Genomic DNA, 15734 nt, shown 5'->3' with positions numbered 1-15734 from the left:
TTCCTTGGACCGTTTGTTCTCATTGTTACGAATGGCAATCTGAAAAATCGAACGCCTGCGGCTCCCTACGCGGGAGCACATGCGGGCTATCCTAACGCTGGGGCACCAATTGCAAAGCGGCGGTTGCGATTTTTCCGGATATGTCGGTCAACGCGCAACTCTCCCATGCTGTGGAAAGGGGGCATTTGGTTCTGGCCGGCAAAGCCGCTACAGTTCCCCGGCCAAAGGCCACTTGGCCAAGGTCATTTGGCCAAAAGAATAAGCGGGGGAGGCAGACGTGTCCTACGATCGTTCCAGCGCCGAGGCGATTATCCAGCTCTATTTCGATGGCCTGTATGAGGGCGATGCCGACAAGCTCGGTGCGGTCTTCCATCCCACGGCCGACCTGCGCTGGCTGGAGAAGGGCGAACTGCAGGTGCTGAGCCTGCCGGACTGGCTCGAGCGGGTTCGCAAGCGTCCATCGGCCAAAGCCGAAGGCAAGCCACGCGACGACTTCATCGTCACTCTCGACCGTTCGGATGAATCAACAGCGTTCATCAAGGTGCGCTGCCAGCTGCCGCCGCGCTATTTCACCGATTATCTGGTCGCCATGAAACTGAGCGATGGCTGGCGCATCGTCTCGAAGAGTTATCGCTACGATCTCAAGGAGTGAGCCGGAGATCGCTCGCCGTTGACGCAGATGCAGCAGATGGAGTGCCTGACATGAAACTTGGGGCGGCGATCGCCGAAATCATGAAGCGCGAGGGCATCGAGATCCTGTGCGGTTATCCGGTCAACCACCTGATCGAGTATGCGGCGGCGGCCGATATCCGTCCGGTGATGGTGCGGCAGGAGCGGATCGGCGTGCACATGGCGGATGCGATCTCGCGGGTGACGTCGGGGCAGACCATCGGCGCGTTCTGCATGCAGCATGGGCCGGGCGCGGAGAACGCGATGGGCGGCGTGGCGCAGTGTTATGGCGAATCCGTGCCGGTGCTGGTGCTGCCGATGGGCTATCCGCGGCGGCTTGCCCACATCGATCCGAATTTCAGCTCAACCTATGCGATGAAGCCGTTCGCGAAATCGACCGAGCCGATCATCCTGGCCAGCGAAGTCTGCAACATCTTCCGGCGCGCCTTCACCCGGCTGAAGAATGGTCGCGGTGGACCGGTGGTCGTCGAAATCCCATCCGATATGTGGAACGAGGAGGTGGCGGAGCCGCTGAACTATACGCCGGTGCTGCGCACGCGCTCCGGCCCGGATCCGCAGCATGTGCGGGACGCGGCCGCGTTGCTCATCAGCGCGCGGCGGCCGGTGCTGTATGTCGGCCAGGGCGTGCATTACGCAAAAGCCTGGCCGCAGTTGCGCAAACTCGCGGAGCGGCTTGCGATTCCAGTGGTGACCAGCCTCGGCGGCAAGTCGGCGTTCCCGGAAACGCACCCGCTGTCGCTCGGCGCCGGCGGTCTCGCGTTACCGCGGGCGGTGACGAAGTTTCTCGCCGACGCGGATGTGATCTTCGGTGTCGGCTGTTCCTTTACCGAGACCTCGTTCGGCGTGGCGATGCCGAAGGGCAAGACCATCATCCACGCCACCATCGATCCGGATCACCTGAACAAGGACGTCGAGGCGAAGGTCGGATTGGTCGGCGACGCCGGCCTCGTGCTCGATGCGCTGCTTGACGAGATCGGCAAGACCGTGACCGACGACCGCGACCATAAGCCGGTTGCGGCCGAGATCGCGGCGCTGCATGCGGAGTGGCTGAAGACATGGATGCCGAAGCTGACCAGCAACGACGCGCCGCTCAATCCGTATCGCGTGCTGTGGGACCTGCAGAACACGGTCGATATCCGTAACACCATCATCACCCACGATGCGGGCAGTCCCCGCGACCAGCTTTCACCGTTCTGGAAGTCGGTCGAGCCGCTGTCCTACATCGGCTGGGGCAAGACGACCCAGCTCGGTTATGGCCTCGGTCTCGCCATGGGCGCGAAGCTCGCCAAGCCGGACAAGCTTTGCATCAACGTGTGGGGCGATGCGGCGATCGGATTCACCGGCATGGATTTCGAGACCGCCGTGCGTGAGCGGATTCCGATCATGTCGATCCTGCTGAACAACTTCAGCATGGCGATCGAACTTAAAGTGATGCCGGTCTCCACCGAGAAGTACCGTTCGACCGATATTTCCGGCGACTATGCGGCGATGGCGCGGGCGTTCGGCGGCTACGGCGAGCGGGTGACGAAGCCGGAGGATATCATCCCGGCGATCCAGCGCGGCATCCAGAAGACCAAGGAGGGCATTCCGGTGCTGCTGGAGTTCATCACCAGCAAGGAGGTCGAGGTCGCGCGGCCGGGCACGTAAGGGTGGTTGGATCGAGGCCGGAGCGAGCGCGCGGTTGCGGGGATCAGGCCGCGAAGCGTTTGCACTTTTGGCAGATGGTTGCGCTGCGCGCTCAAGCCTGGCTGCGTTTCTCGGCCTTGTATGTCTTCGATGCGATGAGCCGCAGCTTCGGTAACGCGGCCTTTTGCCGGGCCGCTGCGGCTTGCACAGCGTCGATCAGCCATGAACGGAACGCCTCGACCTCCGCCTTTACGCGCCGCCGCTTGGGCCAGACGATGTAGTAGGGGCCATTGCGCCCGGAGATCATCGTGTTCAGCGGCGCGACGAGATGGCCGGAGATCACGTCATCACCGAGTAGCAGAAGCTGGCCGAGCGCGACACCCGCGCCCTGCCGCATCGCCGAGTAGACCTGCGAATAGTTCTGCATCTGGTGACCACTGTCGCCATCCACCCCCGTCGCACCGGCGGCGTCGAGCCAATCCTTCCAGCCGAAGCTCGTGCCCATCGAATGCAGCAGGCGGAACTTCGCAAGGTCGTCGGGCGAGGAAATCGGACCATGCCGCTCGAGCAGGGCGCGGCTGAGAACCGGCAGATAGTGCGGCGTGCACAGCATCTCGTAGTCGATGTTGGCGAGGTTGCCGAGGCCGATGACGATACCGACGTCGGCGTCCTCGGTATCGAAGTCCACGAGCTTGAGCTGGGCCTTGAGCGTGATCTCGATCTCGGGGTGCTTGCGTTCGAATTCGTTGAGGCGCGGCAGCAGCCACTCGGTGCCGAAGGTGCCGAAGGCCCGCACCGACAGGGTGCTCTTGTTGCTGCGGCCGAGCAGGTTGGTGCTGGCCTCGTCGATCAGGTCGAAGGCCTCGCTGACCTGCCGCAGGTAGGCCTGGCCCCGTTCGCTGATGATCAGGCCACGCTGGGTGCGGACGAACAGCCCGCAATTGAAGTGTGCCTCCAGCAGGGTGAGCTGTCGGCTGACGGCCCCGGGAGACACCCGCAGCTCCTTTGCCGCGCCCGAAATGCTGCCATGCCTGCCCACGGCCTCGACCGCGCGCAGGGCATTGAGAGACGGCAGCTGGTATCGCAAAGGAGGTTCCTCGTCAGGCAATCCGCCGGAAAATGCTCTGGCGAGGTGAGGGTCGTCAATCGTTTCGGCATCGGACGCATCGATCCGGCCCGCCAGGCTATCCGTATAGGGGCCGCGGCGGTTCCGGGAGGCGGGTCAAATCGGCGTATGAGCGGCTAATAAAGCTCCATCAGGCGGGCATTGTCGGCAAGGTCGTCCGGCTGGGCTTCCAGGATGATCTGGCCGGCTTTCATCACAACCACGCGATCCGACACCTTCAGCGCCTCGCGCACGTTCTGTTCGACCAGCAGGATCGACATGCCGCGCTCCTGCTGCAGGGCCCGGATCGGTTGTAGCAGATCCTGAAACAGCTTCGGCGCGAGGCCGATCGAAGGCTCGTCCATGATCAGGCAGCGCGGGCGGGAGAGCAGTGTCCGGCCGATCGAGACCATCTGCTGCTGGCCGCCGGACAACAGCCCGGCGCGCTTGTTATAGAAATTCTTGATCGGCGGCAGCACGTCGAGCACGAACGACACGCGCTGTTCGTGCTCGTTCTTTGGCACGTTAGCGGACCAAAGGCCGAGGCTGAAGATTTCCGCGACGGTCAGGCCAGGGAAGATACCTCGCCCCTCCGGCATCAGGGCGATGCCGCGCGTGGCGAGGGTGCGCGGTGCGTGGTTGGCGAGCGGCTCGCCGTCGACCAGGATGCGTCCTGCGGTCGGCCGCTCGAGTCCGAATAGCGTCCGCATCAGGGTCGACTTGCCCGCGCCGTTGTGGCCGATCACGCACAGCACCTCGCTCGGGCGCAGGTCGATCGAGACCCCGGTCAGCACCGGCTTGCCGCCGTAGCCGACGACCAGCGATTCCGCTTTCAGGACCGCTGCCGTGCTCATGCGGACCGCTCCCCGAAATAGATGGCGGCAAGCGCCGGATCGGACAGGATCGTCTTCGGCTCGCCCTCGGCGAGCAGCTTGCCCTGGTCGAGGAATGCGATGCGGTCGGAGATGCCTTGGACGATATCGAGATTGTGCTCGATGATGCAGATCGTCACGCCCTGCCGCACCTCGCTGCGCAGCAGGTTGAGGAAGCGCTCATAGGAGCCGGGATCGAGGCCGGAAGCCGGCTCGTCGAGCAGCCACAGCCGCGCGCCTGCGGCCATGATGCGCGCGATCGACAGGAATTTCCGCTCGGCATAGGAGAGGTCGATGGCGCGCGTCCGCCGTTTGCCGGCGAGGCCGGTGCTCTCCAGCGCGCGTTCGATCCGCTCGCGCCGCGTCGCGCGGGCGCTCTCGCCGCCGAACTGCCAGAGCCAGGAGCCGGTCTCCGTCACCGTCGTCACGTTTTCGAGCACGGACATGTGCGAGAACAGCTTCAGGTCCTGGAAGGTGCGGCCAATGCCGAGGCGGGCGATCTGCCAATGCGGCAGGCCGAGGATCGGCTTGCCGAGCCAGGTGACGCTGCCGTGATCTGGTGTCAGATGCCCGGTCATGGCGTTGAACAGGGTGGTTTTGCCGGCGCCATTGGGACCGACCAGCGTCGTGACGATTCCGGCACGCAGGGCGAGCGAGACGTTGTTGACGGCCTTCAAGCCGCCGAATGTCTTCGACAGCTCTCTCGTTTCCAGCAGGACTTCGCCGCTCATGCCTTGCGCGCCTCCGAATCCTGGAAACCCCACAAGCCCGCGGGACGGAAGATCATCAGCAGCACCATGGCGAGGCCGTAGATCATCTGCTGGATCGAGCCGATCTCGGTGGGCGGCAGGTAGGGCAGATAACTCAGCAGCGCCGGCAGCAGCAGCACGAGAATGGCGCCGATCACCGGGCCGAGCAACGTCGCCGTACCGCCGATGATCACCATCGCCATCACCTGCACCGACACATCGAGCACGAAGCTCTCGACATTGATGAAGCTGAGATAGAAGGCGAACAGTGAGCCGGCAACCGCCGCGAGCGAGCACGAGACCACGACCGCAAGCGTCTTGATCACGGCGACGTTCTTGCCGAATGCGGACGCCGCCACCTCGTCGTCGCGGATCGCCTTCAGGCTGCGGCCGAAGCTCGATCGCACCAGCTGGCGGATGGCGAGCACGACCAGCACCAGACAGACGAGCGTCAGGCCGAGGAAATGCAGCGGATCGGTGAAGGCGAAGTCGAAGATCGTCGCAGGCGGAATGCCGATCAGCCCGCCGATGCCGCCGGTGACCGGCTTCCACTCCGAGAAGATGGTGACGGCGAGCATCTGCAAGCCGAGCGAGGCCGCAACGAAGTACTCGCCGCGGACTCGCAGGGCGGGAAGCGCCAGCGCCAGCGATAGGATGCCGCTCACCAGCATGCCGGCGGCCGTTGCGGGTATGAAGCCCGCGCCGAACTTCATTGCCACCAGCGAGGCGGTGTAGGCGCCGACGCCGAAGAACACCGCATGCGCGATCGAGAAGATGCCGGCATAGCCGAGGATGAAGTTCAACGTGACGGCCAGGATGGCGTTGATGCCGATCAGGATCGCGAGGTTGATGATATAGGCAAGCATCGCGGGTCCCTCACTTCGCCCCGACCGGGCGGCCGAAGAATCCGGCCGGGCGGAAGATGATGAACAGGAACAGCACGATGAAGGTGACCGCCTCGCTCCATTGCGGGTCGAGTTTCCAGTAGGCGAGGTTCTCGGCGAGGCCAAGCAGAAAGCCGCCGCACGCAGCGCCCCGCACGCTGCCGATGCCGCCGACGATGGTCGCGGCGAGGCTGACGAGCATCACATGCGAGCCGATCGCCGGATTGAGGCCGGCCGTCATCGCCGTGAAAATCGCGCCGGGAACGACGATCGCCGAGCCGATCATGAACGCGTATTGGGCGATCCGGCCTGGATCGAGGCCGAACACGCGCACCAGGTCTGGATTCTCAGACAAGGCCCGCATCGCCGTGCCGACATTGGTCCGGTTCAGGAACCATGACAACGCCGAGAACAGAACCAGGGCGACCGCCAGCGAAATCCACGCGATCGGCGCGACGAACAGACCCGGCAGGATTTCGACGCTGCGGCTGAGCGGCGTGCTCACGGTTTCCATGCCGCGCCCGATCAGCGATCCGATCAGGTTCTGCACGATGATCTGTACGCCGAATGCGGCGATGAAGACCGTAAAGAACGACGCTTCATGCCGCTGGATCGGCCGGTAGACGAACCTCTCCATCACCAGGCCGAAGGCGGCAGCGGCAAGGATCGCCAGCAGCGCCGCGAACGGCGCGGCGATGCCGGCCTTCGCCACGCACCACCAGTAGACATAGCCGCCGATGGCGAAGGCGGAGCCATGCGCGACGTGGAAGATCTTCGTCGAACCGAAGATCAGCGAGAAGCCGACGGCAGTCAGCGCGTAGATTGCGCCGAGCTGCAGCCCGTTGACGAGAAGCTGGAGGAGGATCATCGAAGCAAATCGGATGTGCTGCTGGACGCTACTTCACCCGCTTGCCCGGACCGGTGCCGTCGATCTCCTGGATCTGGATCGGCATGGCGACCGTGCCGTCGGGTCGGAATTCCATCTTTCCGCCGATCATGTCGAAGCTCGGTGTCGCCCGGCGCTGCGCCAGCAGGTTGTCGCCGGTGATCGGTTTACCTTCCTTCTCGAGGGCTTGCGCCAGTTTCGCGAACAGCAGAACTGCGTTGTAATAGTTCGCGACGTAGGCGTTGGCGTCCTTGCCCGTCTGCTCCTTGTACTCCTTCGCAACACGCTGGCCGAGCGGACTGGCGCTGAAATCGGCGGACTGGGTCGTATACAACGTGCCCTTGGCCTCGGGCAGTTCGGCAATGGTCGGAATCGAGAAACCGGAATAGCCGATGAGCTGCTGGCTGACGCCATTGTCGCGCAGCTGCTTGATGATCTGCGCCTGCTGCGTTCCAAACGAAGCGATGTAGATCACGTCGGGTTTGAGCTGGCGGACGTTTGCGGCGATTGACGCGAACTGCTGTGCCGCGCGGGGAATCTGGATTTCGCCGACCAGCTTGCCGCCGGCTTTCGGCACTTCCGCGCGGAGCACCTTCTGCACGGCCTCGCCGAGCGGATCGTCGACGAAGATCAGCGCGACATTGGTCAGGCCCCGTTCCTTCACGACGTAGGGGATCGCCACCTCGGCCTCGAAGTTGACGAGCGGAATGACGTTCCAGAAATACTGGCCGAGTTCTGCGAGGTCGGGACCGACCGCGCCACCGTTGATGCTCACGACCTTGGCGCGATCGCCGAGCGGAGCAATCGCCTTCGACACGGCCGTATAAGCGCTCAGGACGTATGGCACCTTTTCGACGTTGATGAGCTTGTTCATGGCGACGACGCCGCCTTGCGGCGTCGCCTGGCTGTCCTCAACGAGAATCTGCAACGGCTTCGACAGCATCTTGTCGGCGTTGATGTGCTTGGCGGCGAGGTTGGCCGCACGCGCGAAGATTTCGCCGATCTCCGCATTGCTGCCGCTCATCGGAAACGTCGCGCCGATCTTGATCGTGTCCTGGGCTCTTGCCGGAGTGGCGACCGGCGTCAATGCAAGCGTCCATGCAAACGCCATCGCGCACAGAATACGACCAACCTGCATGCAGGCCTCCCTGACTTTGTTTTTCGCGCAATGCCTTGCGCATTTGTGACGCAACGCTAGGAGCAATCCGGATGCTCCGCAATAGGCTTGTGTGCAAGAGCCCGTGCGACGGACCGCGAGACGGACCTTATCAAAACTCAAACGGCGTTTGATTTTTTCAGCGTTCCCAAATCTGCTCTGGGCGATAGCATTTCGGAAAAATCGATAACCGAATTCCGGAGGGAGCGATGCGGTATCTTGGTTTTACCGGCGCGGTTGCGCTGGCTTTGACGGCTTTCGCAGGACCGGCCGCTGCTCAGACCTTTCCGTCGAAGCCGCTATCGTTCGTCGTGCCGTATTCCGCCGGCGGACCTTACGACACGCTGACGCGCGCGCTCACCGACAGCATGCGCAAGCATTCTCCCCAGCCGTTGATCATCGAGAACAAGCCAGGCGGCAACACGTTGCTCGGCATCCGTTACGTGCAGCAGGCGCCGGCGGACGGCTATACGATGTTGATCTCGACGACGCCGATCAACACGAACCTGTTGCTTGTGAAGGATCCGGGATATCGCGCCGAGGATTTCGTGCCGATCGCACCGGTTGCCAAGCATCCGTACATCCTGTTCGTGCCGGCGAGCCTGCGCGTCTCGACCATGGACGAGTTGAAGGCCTATGCGAAATCGAATCAGGCGCGGCTCAATATCGGCATCCTGGCGCCGGGCGGCCCCAATCAGCTTCTGACCGATCGCTTCTTGAAAGAATCCGGGCTGACGATCGAGAAGATTCCCTACAAAGGGGCGGCTGAGCTCGCCACGGCATTGCTGACCGGCGACATCCAGATGATGTTCACCGCCTATTCCGCCGGCGCGCCGTTCCTGGAGAGCGGCAAGATGAAGGCGATCGCCATCGCCCAGGACGAGCGCTCAACGCTGGCGCCGGACCTGCCGACCTTCAAGGAATTGGGCATGCCGTCGGTCAGCGGCGAGACCTGGGTCGCGCTGTTCGTGCGCTCGGGAACGCCGCAGCCCGCGATCAAGGCGATCCAGGATCTCGTCTTCGCGGCCACGAAAGAGCAGGATTTTCTGACGAAGATCCGGCCGATGGGAATCGAACCATGGCCGATCACGCCGGACAAGATCGCAGCCTATATCCACACCGATGCGCAGAAGTGGGAAGCCGACATCAAGGCGCTGGCGCTCGAACCACAATGACCGGCGCAGGTGAGTGGATAGGTGCCTAGACGTGGATGCGGCGCCGTCCAGGTGTCTGCACGGCGCCGATGGTCACGACCGGCAGGTCGTCTTAGCCCGGATTGAGCGCTTAGCCTGGGTTGACTGCCGGCGGGCGCCAGCGGCTGGGCTTCATGACGTCGCCCGACTGCGGATCGAGAATGAGTTCGATCTCCGCGCCGTTGCGGTCATAACCCTCGATCTTCCAGCACCCTTTGCTGCGCTTGGCTTCGCTCACTGCGTAGCCGAGCTGTTCGGCTTTGCCGATTGCCGTTTCGATCGGCATCGCCTGGGCCGACGCGTTGCAGCGGATGTCATCGGCCGAAGCCGGCTGAGCGGTGGAGACGATCGTGGCGGTCGCAAGCGCGAGCAGGGCGTATTTCATCGGAGAGTCCTTTCCCAAAGCGGTCCCAAAAGTGTGGTCAGTGCCGGCCGAGCGTGCCGGCTACGATCCGACCATGGCAGGTCGGCGGCGATGTGAGCCTGACAGCCGGTGTCAGGGAGCTGTCAGGTCCGGTGCGCTAGCTTCCTCGCGACACCGCATAGGAGGGTTCCATGCAAGCCATACCGTTCCTTGTTTTCGTGGCCGTGCCGGTCTTCGCTGCGCTCGCGATCGATACGGAGGCCTTCGTTCCGTTCCTGATCTTGTTCTTCGCAATCGCGGGCCTCAGCACCGCACATCCGCTTTATGATGGTGCGGAATGGGAAGCTAGTCAGGGAGCCGGAGATCGACGGGAATCGATGCGGCAGACCGACGCGGCCCAGCGCGGCGCCGCACCGCGCCGATTCCCGGTCAAACCGGCTCACTTATAAGTGAAGATCGGTTCCCCGGTGATCGGCCAGGCGATAAGAGAGTGAGATGATGCGTCTTCGGGTCATGGTTTCGTTTTTGCTGCTGCTTGGTGTGGCCGTCGCAGCGCCCCATGGTGCGCATGGCGACGACCGCAAGGGCGAGTGCAAGCGCAGCCAGGATTGTGCGCTGGATGCCTTCAAGAGTGGCGACATTCGTCCGCTATCGGACGTCCTTGCGGTCGCACGCGAGGAGGTTCCGGGAGAGGTGGTCAAAGTCGAACTCGAGCGCGAGGATGGGGTCTGGGTCTACGAGGTGAAGATTCTGACGCCGGCCGGACGCCGCCGCGAAGTGGAGATCAATGCGCATACGCTTGCCGTCATCAAGGTGGATTGACCATGCGCGTCCTGGTCGTTGAAGACGAGCCGCGTATCGCTGCCGATGTCCGCTCGGGGCTCGAAGCCGCGAACTATGCCGTCGATACGGCGAGCGACGGCGACGATGCCTGGTTCAAGGGCGAAACGGAAGATTACGATGCGATCGTGCTCGACCTCGGTCTGCCGCGCCTGGATGGTCTTTCCGTTCTCAAGCGGCTGCGCGGCGCAGGGATCGCGACGCCGATCCTGATCCTGACGGCGCGTGACGGTTGGCGCGAAAAGGTCGAGGGGATCGACGCGGGCGCCGACGACTATCTCACCAAGCCCTTCCAGATGGAGGAGCTGGTTGCCCGTCTGCGGGCGATCACCCGCCGCGCGGCCGGGCAGGCCTCATCGGTGATCCGGTCGGGGCCGCTCGAGCTCGATACGCGGGCGCGCGCCGCCACAGTAGATGGCCGCGCGCTGTCGCTATCGACGATGGAATACCGGCTGCTGTCGTATCTGCTGCTGCATCGCGGACGGACCATGTCGCAGGGTGAACTGCTCGAACACATCCATGCGGGCGATACCGATCGCGATATCAACGCGATCGAGGCGCTGGTGGCCCGCTTGCGCAGGAAGCTTGGCTTCCCGCTGATCGAAACCCGCCGGGGCCATGGCTACTGCATTCCCAACGAGCCGGCATGAAAACATCGTCGCTGTTTCTCCGTCTCTCGTCGGCGGCAGCGGCTTTGCTCGTGCTGGCTTTGACTCTCGCGGCTTTCGGTTTGCAGGCAATCTTCAACCAGGAGATCGAACGGCGCGCAGCGTCCGAGCTTGGTCAGATCGTCAAGGTGGTCACTGCGCAGGTCCGGATCGATGCGGGCGGCACGCCGGTTCTTGACGTGGAGCCGCCGGACCCGCGCTTCGAGACGCCTTATGGCGGGCTCTATTGGCAGGTCGGCAATGCTGACGGACAGCGCGCGCGCTCGCGCTCGCTGTGGGATTTTGTCCTCGTCGCGCCGGCGGATGGCGCCAACAAGGAGCGCAGGGTTGCCGACATCGACGGGCCGGACAAGGCGAAGCTGCTGGCGGTGATCCAGGACATTTCCGTCCCCGTTGCTGAACACGGCGAGAAGGACGTCGCGCTGCAGGTGATCGCCGCGATCGATCGTGCTGACATCGCCGAATCTCAGCGGTCGTTGTTCCGGCTGCTGGTCTTGTCGCTGGTCGCGCTTGGCGTCATTCTCGCGGGCGCCATGACCATCTTCATCCGCCTGGCGCTGCGGCCGTTCGACGATCTCGCCCGCGGCCTGCAGGCGATCCATGGCGGCACAAGCCGCGCCTTGAGCGGCAGCTTTCCGGGTGAAGTGCAGCGAGTGGTGGACGATCTCAACCGTCTGATCGCCTTCCAGGACGCCGCTGTTGATCGTGCCAAGACCCATGCCGGGGACCTGGCGCATGGGCTGAAGACGCCGCTCGCCGTGCTGAGCGCCGTTGCAAGACAGGCCGCGGGGGACGGCCGCAAGGAGCTGGCGGCATCGATCGATGAGCAGGTGGTGCAGATGCGCCGGCAGGTCGATCGGGTCCTGGCGCGCGCGCGGGCGGGGATTGCGGCAGCGCTCGGCCGCAAAGCCATCGCCGTCGAGCCGATCGCGACAAAGACCGTACGCGCGTTCGAACGGCTGCCGCACGAACGGTCGTTGCGCTGGACCTGCCATGTCGCACCGAACGCCATGTTCGCCGGAGAGGCCGGCGACTTGACGGAAATGCTCGGCAATCTGCTGGACAATGCGCGCAAGTGGGCCGCGAGCCGCATCGACCTGACCGTCGCCGTCACCACGGGCGTCCTGACGGTGCGCGTCGAGGACGACGGGCCGGGGCTCGCGCCCGAGCTGATTTCGCAGATCGCGCGCGGCCAGCGCTGGGACGAGACCCAGCCCGGCACCGGATTCGGCCTCGCAATCACGCGCGATCTTGCCGAGAACTATCGCGGGTCGCTCGACCTCGGCCGGTCCGAGCTTGGCGGCTTGTGTGCGACGATCCGGATTCCGTTCGATGCCCAGTCGGCGAGACGCTAAAGCATCATCCGGAAAAGTGCGAAGCGGTTTTCCGAAAGATCATGCTTAAACAATAAGCTAAAGCGTGAGAATGATTCATACCAATCTCATCGCGCTTTAGCCGCTATCGCGCGATCTGCCGCGCGCCGAGCAGGTTGGGGACGCGAAGCCGATCCAGCAAAGCCAGCGTCTCCCGTCCCAGCTTGGTGATCGGCAGCCGGGCAGGGGTCGCGCGCAGCACCGTGTTCAGCAATCGCGGCGAGCGGATATCCGCAAACTCGAACCCTTTGCCGTTCTTGGCTTCCAGCAGCATGCCACGCGGAATGACGCTGAAGCCCACGCGACGTTCGACCAGATCGAGGATTGCGTGCATCGTGTTGACCTCGACGACGATATCGAGATGTACGCCGGCGCGCTGCCTTGCAGTCTCGATAGACGCCCTGACCGAGTTCGGCATCGGCGGCAGGATCAGAGGAAATTGCGACAACCGGTCGAACTTGATCTGCGACGGCAGCCGCCTGCGATTCGCGGTATGCCCGACCAGCACGAGCTCTTCCTCGCAGAGCGGATCGAGAACGAGCTGCGGATCGTTCGGCGCATTGAACAGCAGTGCCAGTTCGATCCGCCCGAGTTTCAAACCTTCCACCAGGATCGGGCTGAGGCCTTCGGCGATGACGATGGACGCTTGTGAGAATTGTTTGCGGAACGCCTCGACGAGAGGTCCGGTGATGACCCGCGCGATCCGCGGCGGCAGGCCGATCACGATCCGTCCAGCGAGGCCTTTGCTGGATTCGGCCAGCGCAGTTTCGCCGCGGCTGACCGATTCCAGAATGGCTTGTGCATGGGGCAGGAAGACCGCGCCCGCAGCCGTCAGCGTCACGCCGCGCCCCGTCCGCGCGAACAGCTTGGTGTGCAGACTCTGTTCGAGCAGGCGGATCTGCCGGCTGAGCGAGGGCTGCGAGATGTCGAGCGCTGCCTCGGCGCGGCTGAAGCTGCCAAGCTCGGCTATTCGGACGAAGTGTCTGATCTGATCGAGGTCCAGGCGCGTCTGCTCCGATAGAATTTGTCGATATCAGATAGCACGCTTCAATCATGGATTGAATAGATCGCCGTTGCTAGGTGCTCCCCTGCAATCGTCATGGGAGGTTGTCGTGACAACAAGAAGAAACGCTTTCATCCGGCGGGCGGTGCTGTGCATCGCGGTGCTCGCGGCAGCGGCCACGCCGCGTTCCGCGCAGGCCCTCGACTATCCGGTGCGGCCGATCCAGGTGATCGTTCCGCTTGCCGCTGGCGGACCCGGCGACATTCTGATGCGCGTGGTCGCAGACAAGATGGGCGAACTGCTCGGCCAGCGGGTGATCATTGAAAATCGGCCCGGTGCGGGATCAAACGTCGGCTTCGGCGCCGCCGCGCGGTCAACGCCGGACGGCTATACGCTGCTGCTCGGGCTTGCGCCGCTGACGATCAACCCGAGCCTGTTCAAGTCGGTCCCTTACGATCCGATCAAGGACTTCGTCCCCATTTCCCGGATCGCCACGTTTCCGCTGGTGATCACGACGCATCCATCGATTCCGGCAAAGACCCTGCCGGAGTTGATCGCCTACATCCGCTCGAAGCCGGGCGAGATGAACTACGGCTCGTCAGGCCTCGGCTCGACGCCGCACCTGGCGGGCGTGCTGATGGACAAGGTCGCGCAGACCAAGATGGTGCATGTGCCCTACAACGGCGTGCCGGCGGCGATGACCGACCTGATCACCAATCGCATTCAGATCGTTTTCGCGGGGCCGCCGATCGCGCTGCCGTTCCTGAAGGAAGGCAAGATCAAGGCCTTTGCGGTCGCGAGCCCCGAACGTTCGGCGACCGTTCCGGACGTGCCGACGACGGTCGAGGCAGGCCTGCCGGGTTTCGAGATCGCGACGTGGTACGGCTTGCTGGCACCGGCAGGAACGCCGAGCGAGATCGTCGAGAAGCTGCATGCGACGCTCGGCCAAGTGCTAGGCGATCCGGCGATCAAGCAAAGGCTTCTGGACCTTGGCGCGGATGCGGCATTCGATGCACGGCCATCGTTGTTCGCCGACTACATTGCGCGCGACATTCCCTACTGGCGGGAGCTCGTGCAGAGCTCGGGCGCCAGGATCGACTAAGCGGCGGCATCGGCCGCGGATCAACGACTGAAGACAGAGCGAAAACCATCATGAAGCCTTTGTTGTTTACCCCGATCACGTTGCGCGGGCTGACGGCGCGCAACCGCACGGTCATCGCGCCGATGCTGCAATATTCCGGCCGCGACGGCTTGCCGACGGATTGGCATCTTCTCCACCTCGGCAAATTCGCGCTGGGCGGCGCCGGGATCATCTTCTCGGAAGCGATCGCGATCGAGGAGCGCGGGCGCATCACCTATGGCGATCTCGGCCTGTGGCGCGATGATCAGGTGGCGCCGCTGCGCCGGATCACCGATGTCATCAAGCAGCATGGCGCGATCCCGGCGGTTCAGCTCGCGCATGCGGGCCGGAAAGCGGGCACGCAACGGCCCTGGGATGGCCATGGTCCGCTGACGGCCGCGGACATCGTGCGGGGCGAGACCCCCTGGATGCCGATCGGAGCGAGCGCGGTGTCGGCGAGCCCGGTGCGGACGGTCCCGGCGGAAATGTCCGCCACCGAAATCCGCGAGGTGCTGGAAGCCTGGCGCACGTCGGCGCTGCGCGCGCTTGATGCCGGCTTCCAGATTGCCGAGCTGCATGGCGCGCACGGTTATCTGCTGCACACCTTCCTCTCGCCGCAAAGCAACCTGCGCGCGGATGGCTACGGTGGATCGTTCGAGGGGCGGGCGCGATTGCCTTATGAGGCGGCCGAGATTGTCCGTAACGTGTGGCCGAAGGAGTGGCCGGTGTTCTACCGCATCTCGGCGGTGGATGAGGGCGGCTGGCAGATCGAAGACAGCGTGCGGTTCGCGGCCGGGCTGAAGGAGCGAGGTATCGACGTTGTCGATTGCTCGTCCGGCTCGCTGCACGATTCATCGACAGCGAACGTCCGCTTGCGTCGCGGCTTCGGTTTTCAGGTGCCGTTCGCGGCCGAGATTCGCCGCAGCGCCGGCGTCAGCACCATGGCGGTGGGACTGATCGTCGAGCCCGAGCACGCCGAACAGATCCTTCAGGCAGGTGATGCCGATCTAATCGCGATCGGCCGCGAGGCGCTTTACAATCCGAACTGGCCGTTGCATGCCGAGGTCGCGCTATCGGCGCAGGGCGAATACCAATCCTGGCCGCAGCAGCATAGCTGGTGGTTGACGCGCCGTGAGCGGATCTTCCAGCGGATCGCGGAGGAAGCCGCCGCTGAAGCGCAGGCTCGAAAGAGCGGCTAAGCGCCG

At 63.9% G+C, this 15734-nt stretch carries 16 protein-coding genes; 8 read left to right on the top strand and 8 right to left on the bottom strand.

Annotation, left to right across the window (positions count from 1 at the left end):
• Positions 1–277: 277 nt before the first annotated feature.
• Entirely contained in the window at positions 278–652 is a 375-nt protein-coding gene (locus X566_RS22650) for a nuclear transport factor 2 family protein (protein WP_034471825.1), read from the top strand.
• Positions 649–2337: a thiamine pyrophosphate-requiring protein gene (locus X566_RS22645; RefSeq protein ID WP_275451036.1), complete on the top strand. Its 1689-nt coding sequence runs from the start codon at positions 649–651 to the stop codon at positions 2335–2337. The genes X566_RS22650 and X566_RS22645 overlap by 4 nt, the downstream gene beginning before the upstream one ends.
• Positions 2338–2428: 91 nt before the next feature.
• Here X566_RS22645 and X566_RS22640 read toward each other — a convergent pair whose 3' ends face one another.
• The 6 genes from X566_RS22640 to X566_RS22615 all read right to left on the bottom strand — a co-directional run bounded on the left by X566_RS22640 (position 2429) and on the right by X566_RS22615 (position 7950).
• On the bottom strand, positions 2429–3403 hold the full coding sequence (locus X566_RS22640; protein ID WP_051444437.1) for a LysR substrate-binding domain-containing protein: 975 nt from the start codon (positions 3401–3403) through the stop codon (positions 2429–2431).
• Positions 3404–3558: 155 nt separating this feature from the next.
• On the bottom strand, positions 3559–4275 hold the full coding sequence (locus X566_RS22635; protein ID WP_034471822.1) for an ABC transporter ATP-binding protein: 717 nt from the start codon (positions 4273–4275) through the stop codon (positions 3559–3561).
• On the bottom strand, positions 4272–5024 hold the full coding sequence (locus X566_RS22630) for an ABC transporter ATP-binding protein (protein WP_034471821.1): 753 nt from the start codon (positions 5022–5024) through the stop codon (positions 4272–4274). The genes X566_RS22635 and X566_RS22630 overlap by 4 nt, the downstream gene beginning before the upstream one ends.
• On the bottom strand, positions 5021–5908 hold the full coding sequence (locus tag X566_RS22625) for a branched-chain amino acid ABC transporter permease (protein WP_034471820.1): 888 nt from the start codon (positions 5906–5908) through the stop codon (positions 5021–5023). Before X566_RS22625 ends, X566_RS22630 begins: the two co-directional genes overlap by 4 nt.
• A 10-nt stretch (positions 5909–5918) precedes the next feature.
• Positions 5919–6794: a branched-chain amino acid ABC transporter permease gene (locus X566_RS22620; RefSeq protein ID WP_034471819.1), complete on the bottom strand. Its 876-nt coding sequence runs from the start codon at positions 6792–6794 to the stop codon at positions 5919–5921.
• Positions 6795–6822: 28 nt separating this feature from the next.
• Positions 6823–7950 (bottom strand): ABC transporter substrate-binding protein, encoded by a 1128-nt coding sequence (locus tag X566_RS22615; RefSeq protein ID WP_206538720.1) that lies wholly within the window; start codon positions 7948–7950, stop codon positions 6823–6825.
• A gap of 227 nt (positions 7951–8177) precedes the next feature.
• On the opposite strand from X566_RS22615, the gene X566_RS22610 reads away from it, so the two are divergent.
• Complete coding sequence (locus X566_RS22610; protein WP_051444436.1) at positions 8178–9143, top strand: tripartite tricarboxylate transporter substrate binding protein; 966 nt, start codon at positions 8178–8180, stop codon at positions 9141–9143.
• Between the two features lie 109 nt (positions 9144–9252).
• On the opposite strand, the gene X566_RS22605 is transcribed toward X566_RS22610, so the two are convergent.
• Positions 9253–9546, bottom strand: coding sequence for a PepSY domain-containing protein (locus X566_RS22605; RefSeq protein ID WP_051444435.1), 294 nt, complete (start codon positions 9544–9546; stop codon positions 9253–9255).
• Positions 9547–10020: 474 nt separating this feature from the next.
• On the opposite strand from X566_RS22605, the gene X566_RS22595 reads away from it, so the two are divergent.
• From X566_RS22595 to X566_RS22585, 3 genes are read left to right on the top strand one after another with little or no spacing between them, the layout of a single operon-like run.
• Positions 10021–10347: a PepSY domain-containing protein gene (locus tag X566_RS22595; RefSeq protein WP_034471813.1), complete on the top strand. Its 327-nt coding sequence runs from the start codon at positions 10021–10023 to the stop codon at positions 10345–10347.
• A 2-nt stretch (positions 10348–10349) separates the two neighbouring features.
• On the top strand, positions 10350–11015 hold the full coding sequence (locus X566_RS22590) for a response regulator transcription factor (protein WP_034471812.1): 666 nt from the start codon (positions 10350–10352) through the stop codon (positions 11013–11015).
• Positions 11012–12388 (top strand): HAMP domain-containing sensor histidine kinase, encoded by a 1377-nt coding sequence (locus X566_RS22585; protein WP_034471810.1) that lies wholly within the window; start codon positions 11012–11014, stop codon positions 12386–12388. Before X566_RS22590 ends, X566_RS22585 begins: the two co-directional genes overlap by 4 nt.
• Positions 12389–12491: 103 nt before the next feature.
• Here the strand turns inward: X566_RS22585 and X566_RS22580 are convergent, their stop codons facing one another.
• Complete coding sequence (locus X566_RS22580; protein WP_275451039.1) at positions 12492–13394, bottom strand: LysR substrate-binding domain-containing protein; 903 nt, start codon at positions 13392–13394, stop codon at positions 12492–12494.
• A gap of 124 nt (positions 13395–13518) precedes the next feature.
• Here X566_RS22580 and X566_RS22575 point away from each other — a divergent pair, with 124 nt between their 5' ends.
• Complete coding sequence (locus X566_RS22575) at positions 13519–14511, top strand: tripartite tricarboxylate transporter substrate binding protein (protein ID WP_152540027.1); 993 nt, start codon at positions 13519–13521, stop codon at positions 14509–14511.
• Positions 14512–14561: 50 nt separating this feature from the next.
• Positions 14562–15728: an NADH:flavin oxidoreductase/NADH oxidase gene (locus X566_RS22570; protein ID WP_343213142.1), complete on the top strand. Its 1167-nt coding sequence runs from the start codon at positions 14562–14564 to the stop codon at positions 15726–15728.
• The last annotated feature ends 6 nt before the right edge of the window (positions 15729–15734 follow it).

Source organism: Afipia sp. P52-10 (assembly GCF_000516555.1).
Taxonomy (GTDB): domain Bacteria; phylum Pseudomonadota; class Alphaproteobacteria; order Rhizobiales; family Xanthobacteraceae; genus P52-10.
The sequence above is the reverse complement of the archived record's forward strand: the minus strand, read 5'-3'. Positions and strand labels throughout refer to the sequence as shown.

Bases quoted from the DNA above. Each gene is read 5' to 3' on its own strand.
- X566_RS22635 (WP_034471822.1), bottom strand. From the start codon at position 4,275: ATGAGCACGGCAGCGGTCCTGAAAGCGGAATCGCTGGTCGTCGGCTAC.
- X566_RS22630 (WP_034471821.1), bottom strand. From the start codon at position 5,024: ATGAGCGGCGAAGTCCTGCTGGAAACGAGAGAGCTGTCGAAGACATTC.
- X566_RS22625 (WP_034471820.1), bottom strand. From the start codon at position 5,908: ATGCTTGCCTATATCATCAACCTCGCGATCCTGATCGGCATCAACGCC.
- X566_RS22620 (WP_034471819.1), bottom strand. From the start codon at position 6,794: ATGATCCTCCTCCAGCTTCTCGTCAACGGGCTGCAGCTCGGCGCAATC.
- X566_RS22615 (WP_206538720.1), bottom strand. From the start codon at position 7,950: ATGCAGGTTGGTCGTATTCTGTGCGCGATGGCGTTTGCATGGACGCTT.
- X566_RS22610 (WP_051444436.1), top strand. From the start codon at position 8,178: ATGCGGTATCTTGGTTTTACCGGCGCGGTTGCGCTGGCTTTGACGGCT.
- X566_RS22605 (WP_051444435.1), bottom strand. From the start codon at position 9,546: ATGAAATACGCCCTGCTCGCGCTTGCGACCGCCACGATCGTCTCCACC.
- X566_RS22595 (WP_034471813.1), top strand. From the start codon at position 10,021: ATGATGCGTCTTCGGGTCATGGTTTCGTTTTTGCTGCTGCTTGGTGTG.
- X566_RS22590 (WP_034471812.1), top strand. From the start codon at position 10,350: ATGCGCGTCCTGGTCGTTGAAGACGAGCCGCGTATCGCTGCCGATGTC.
- X566_RS22585 (WP_034471810.1), top strand. From the start codon at position 11,012: ATGAAAACATCGTCGCTGTTTCTCCGTCTCTCGTCGGCGGCAGCGGCT.
- X566_RS22570 (WP_343213142.1), top strand. From the start codon at position 14,562: ATGAAGCCTTTGTTGTTTACCCCGATCACGTTGCGCGGGCTGACGGCG.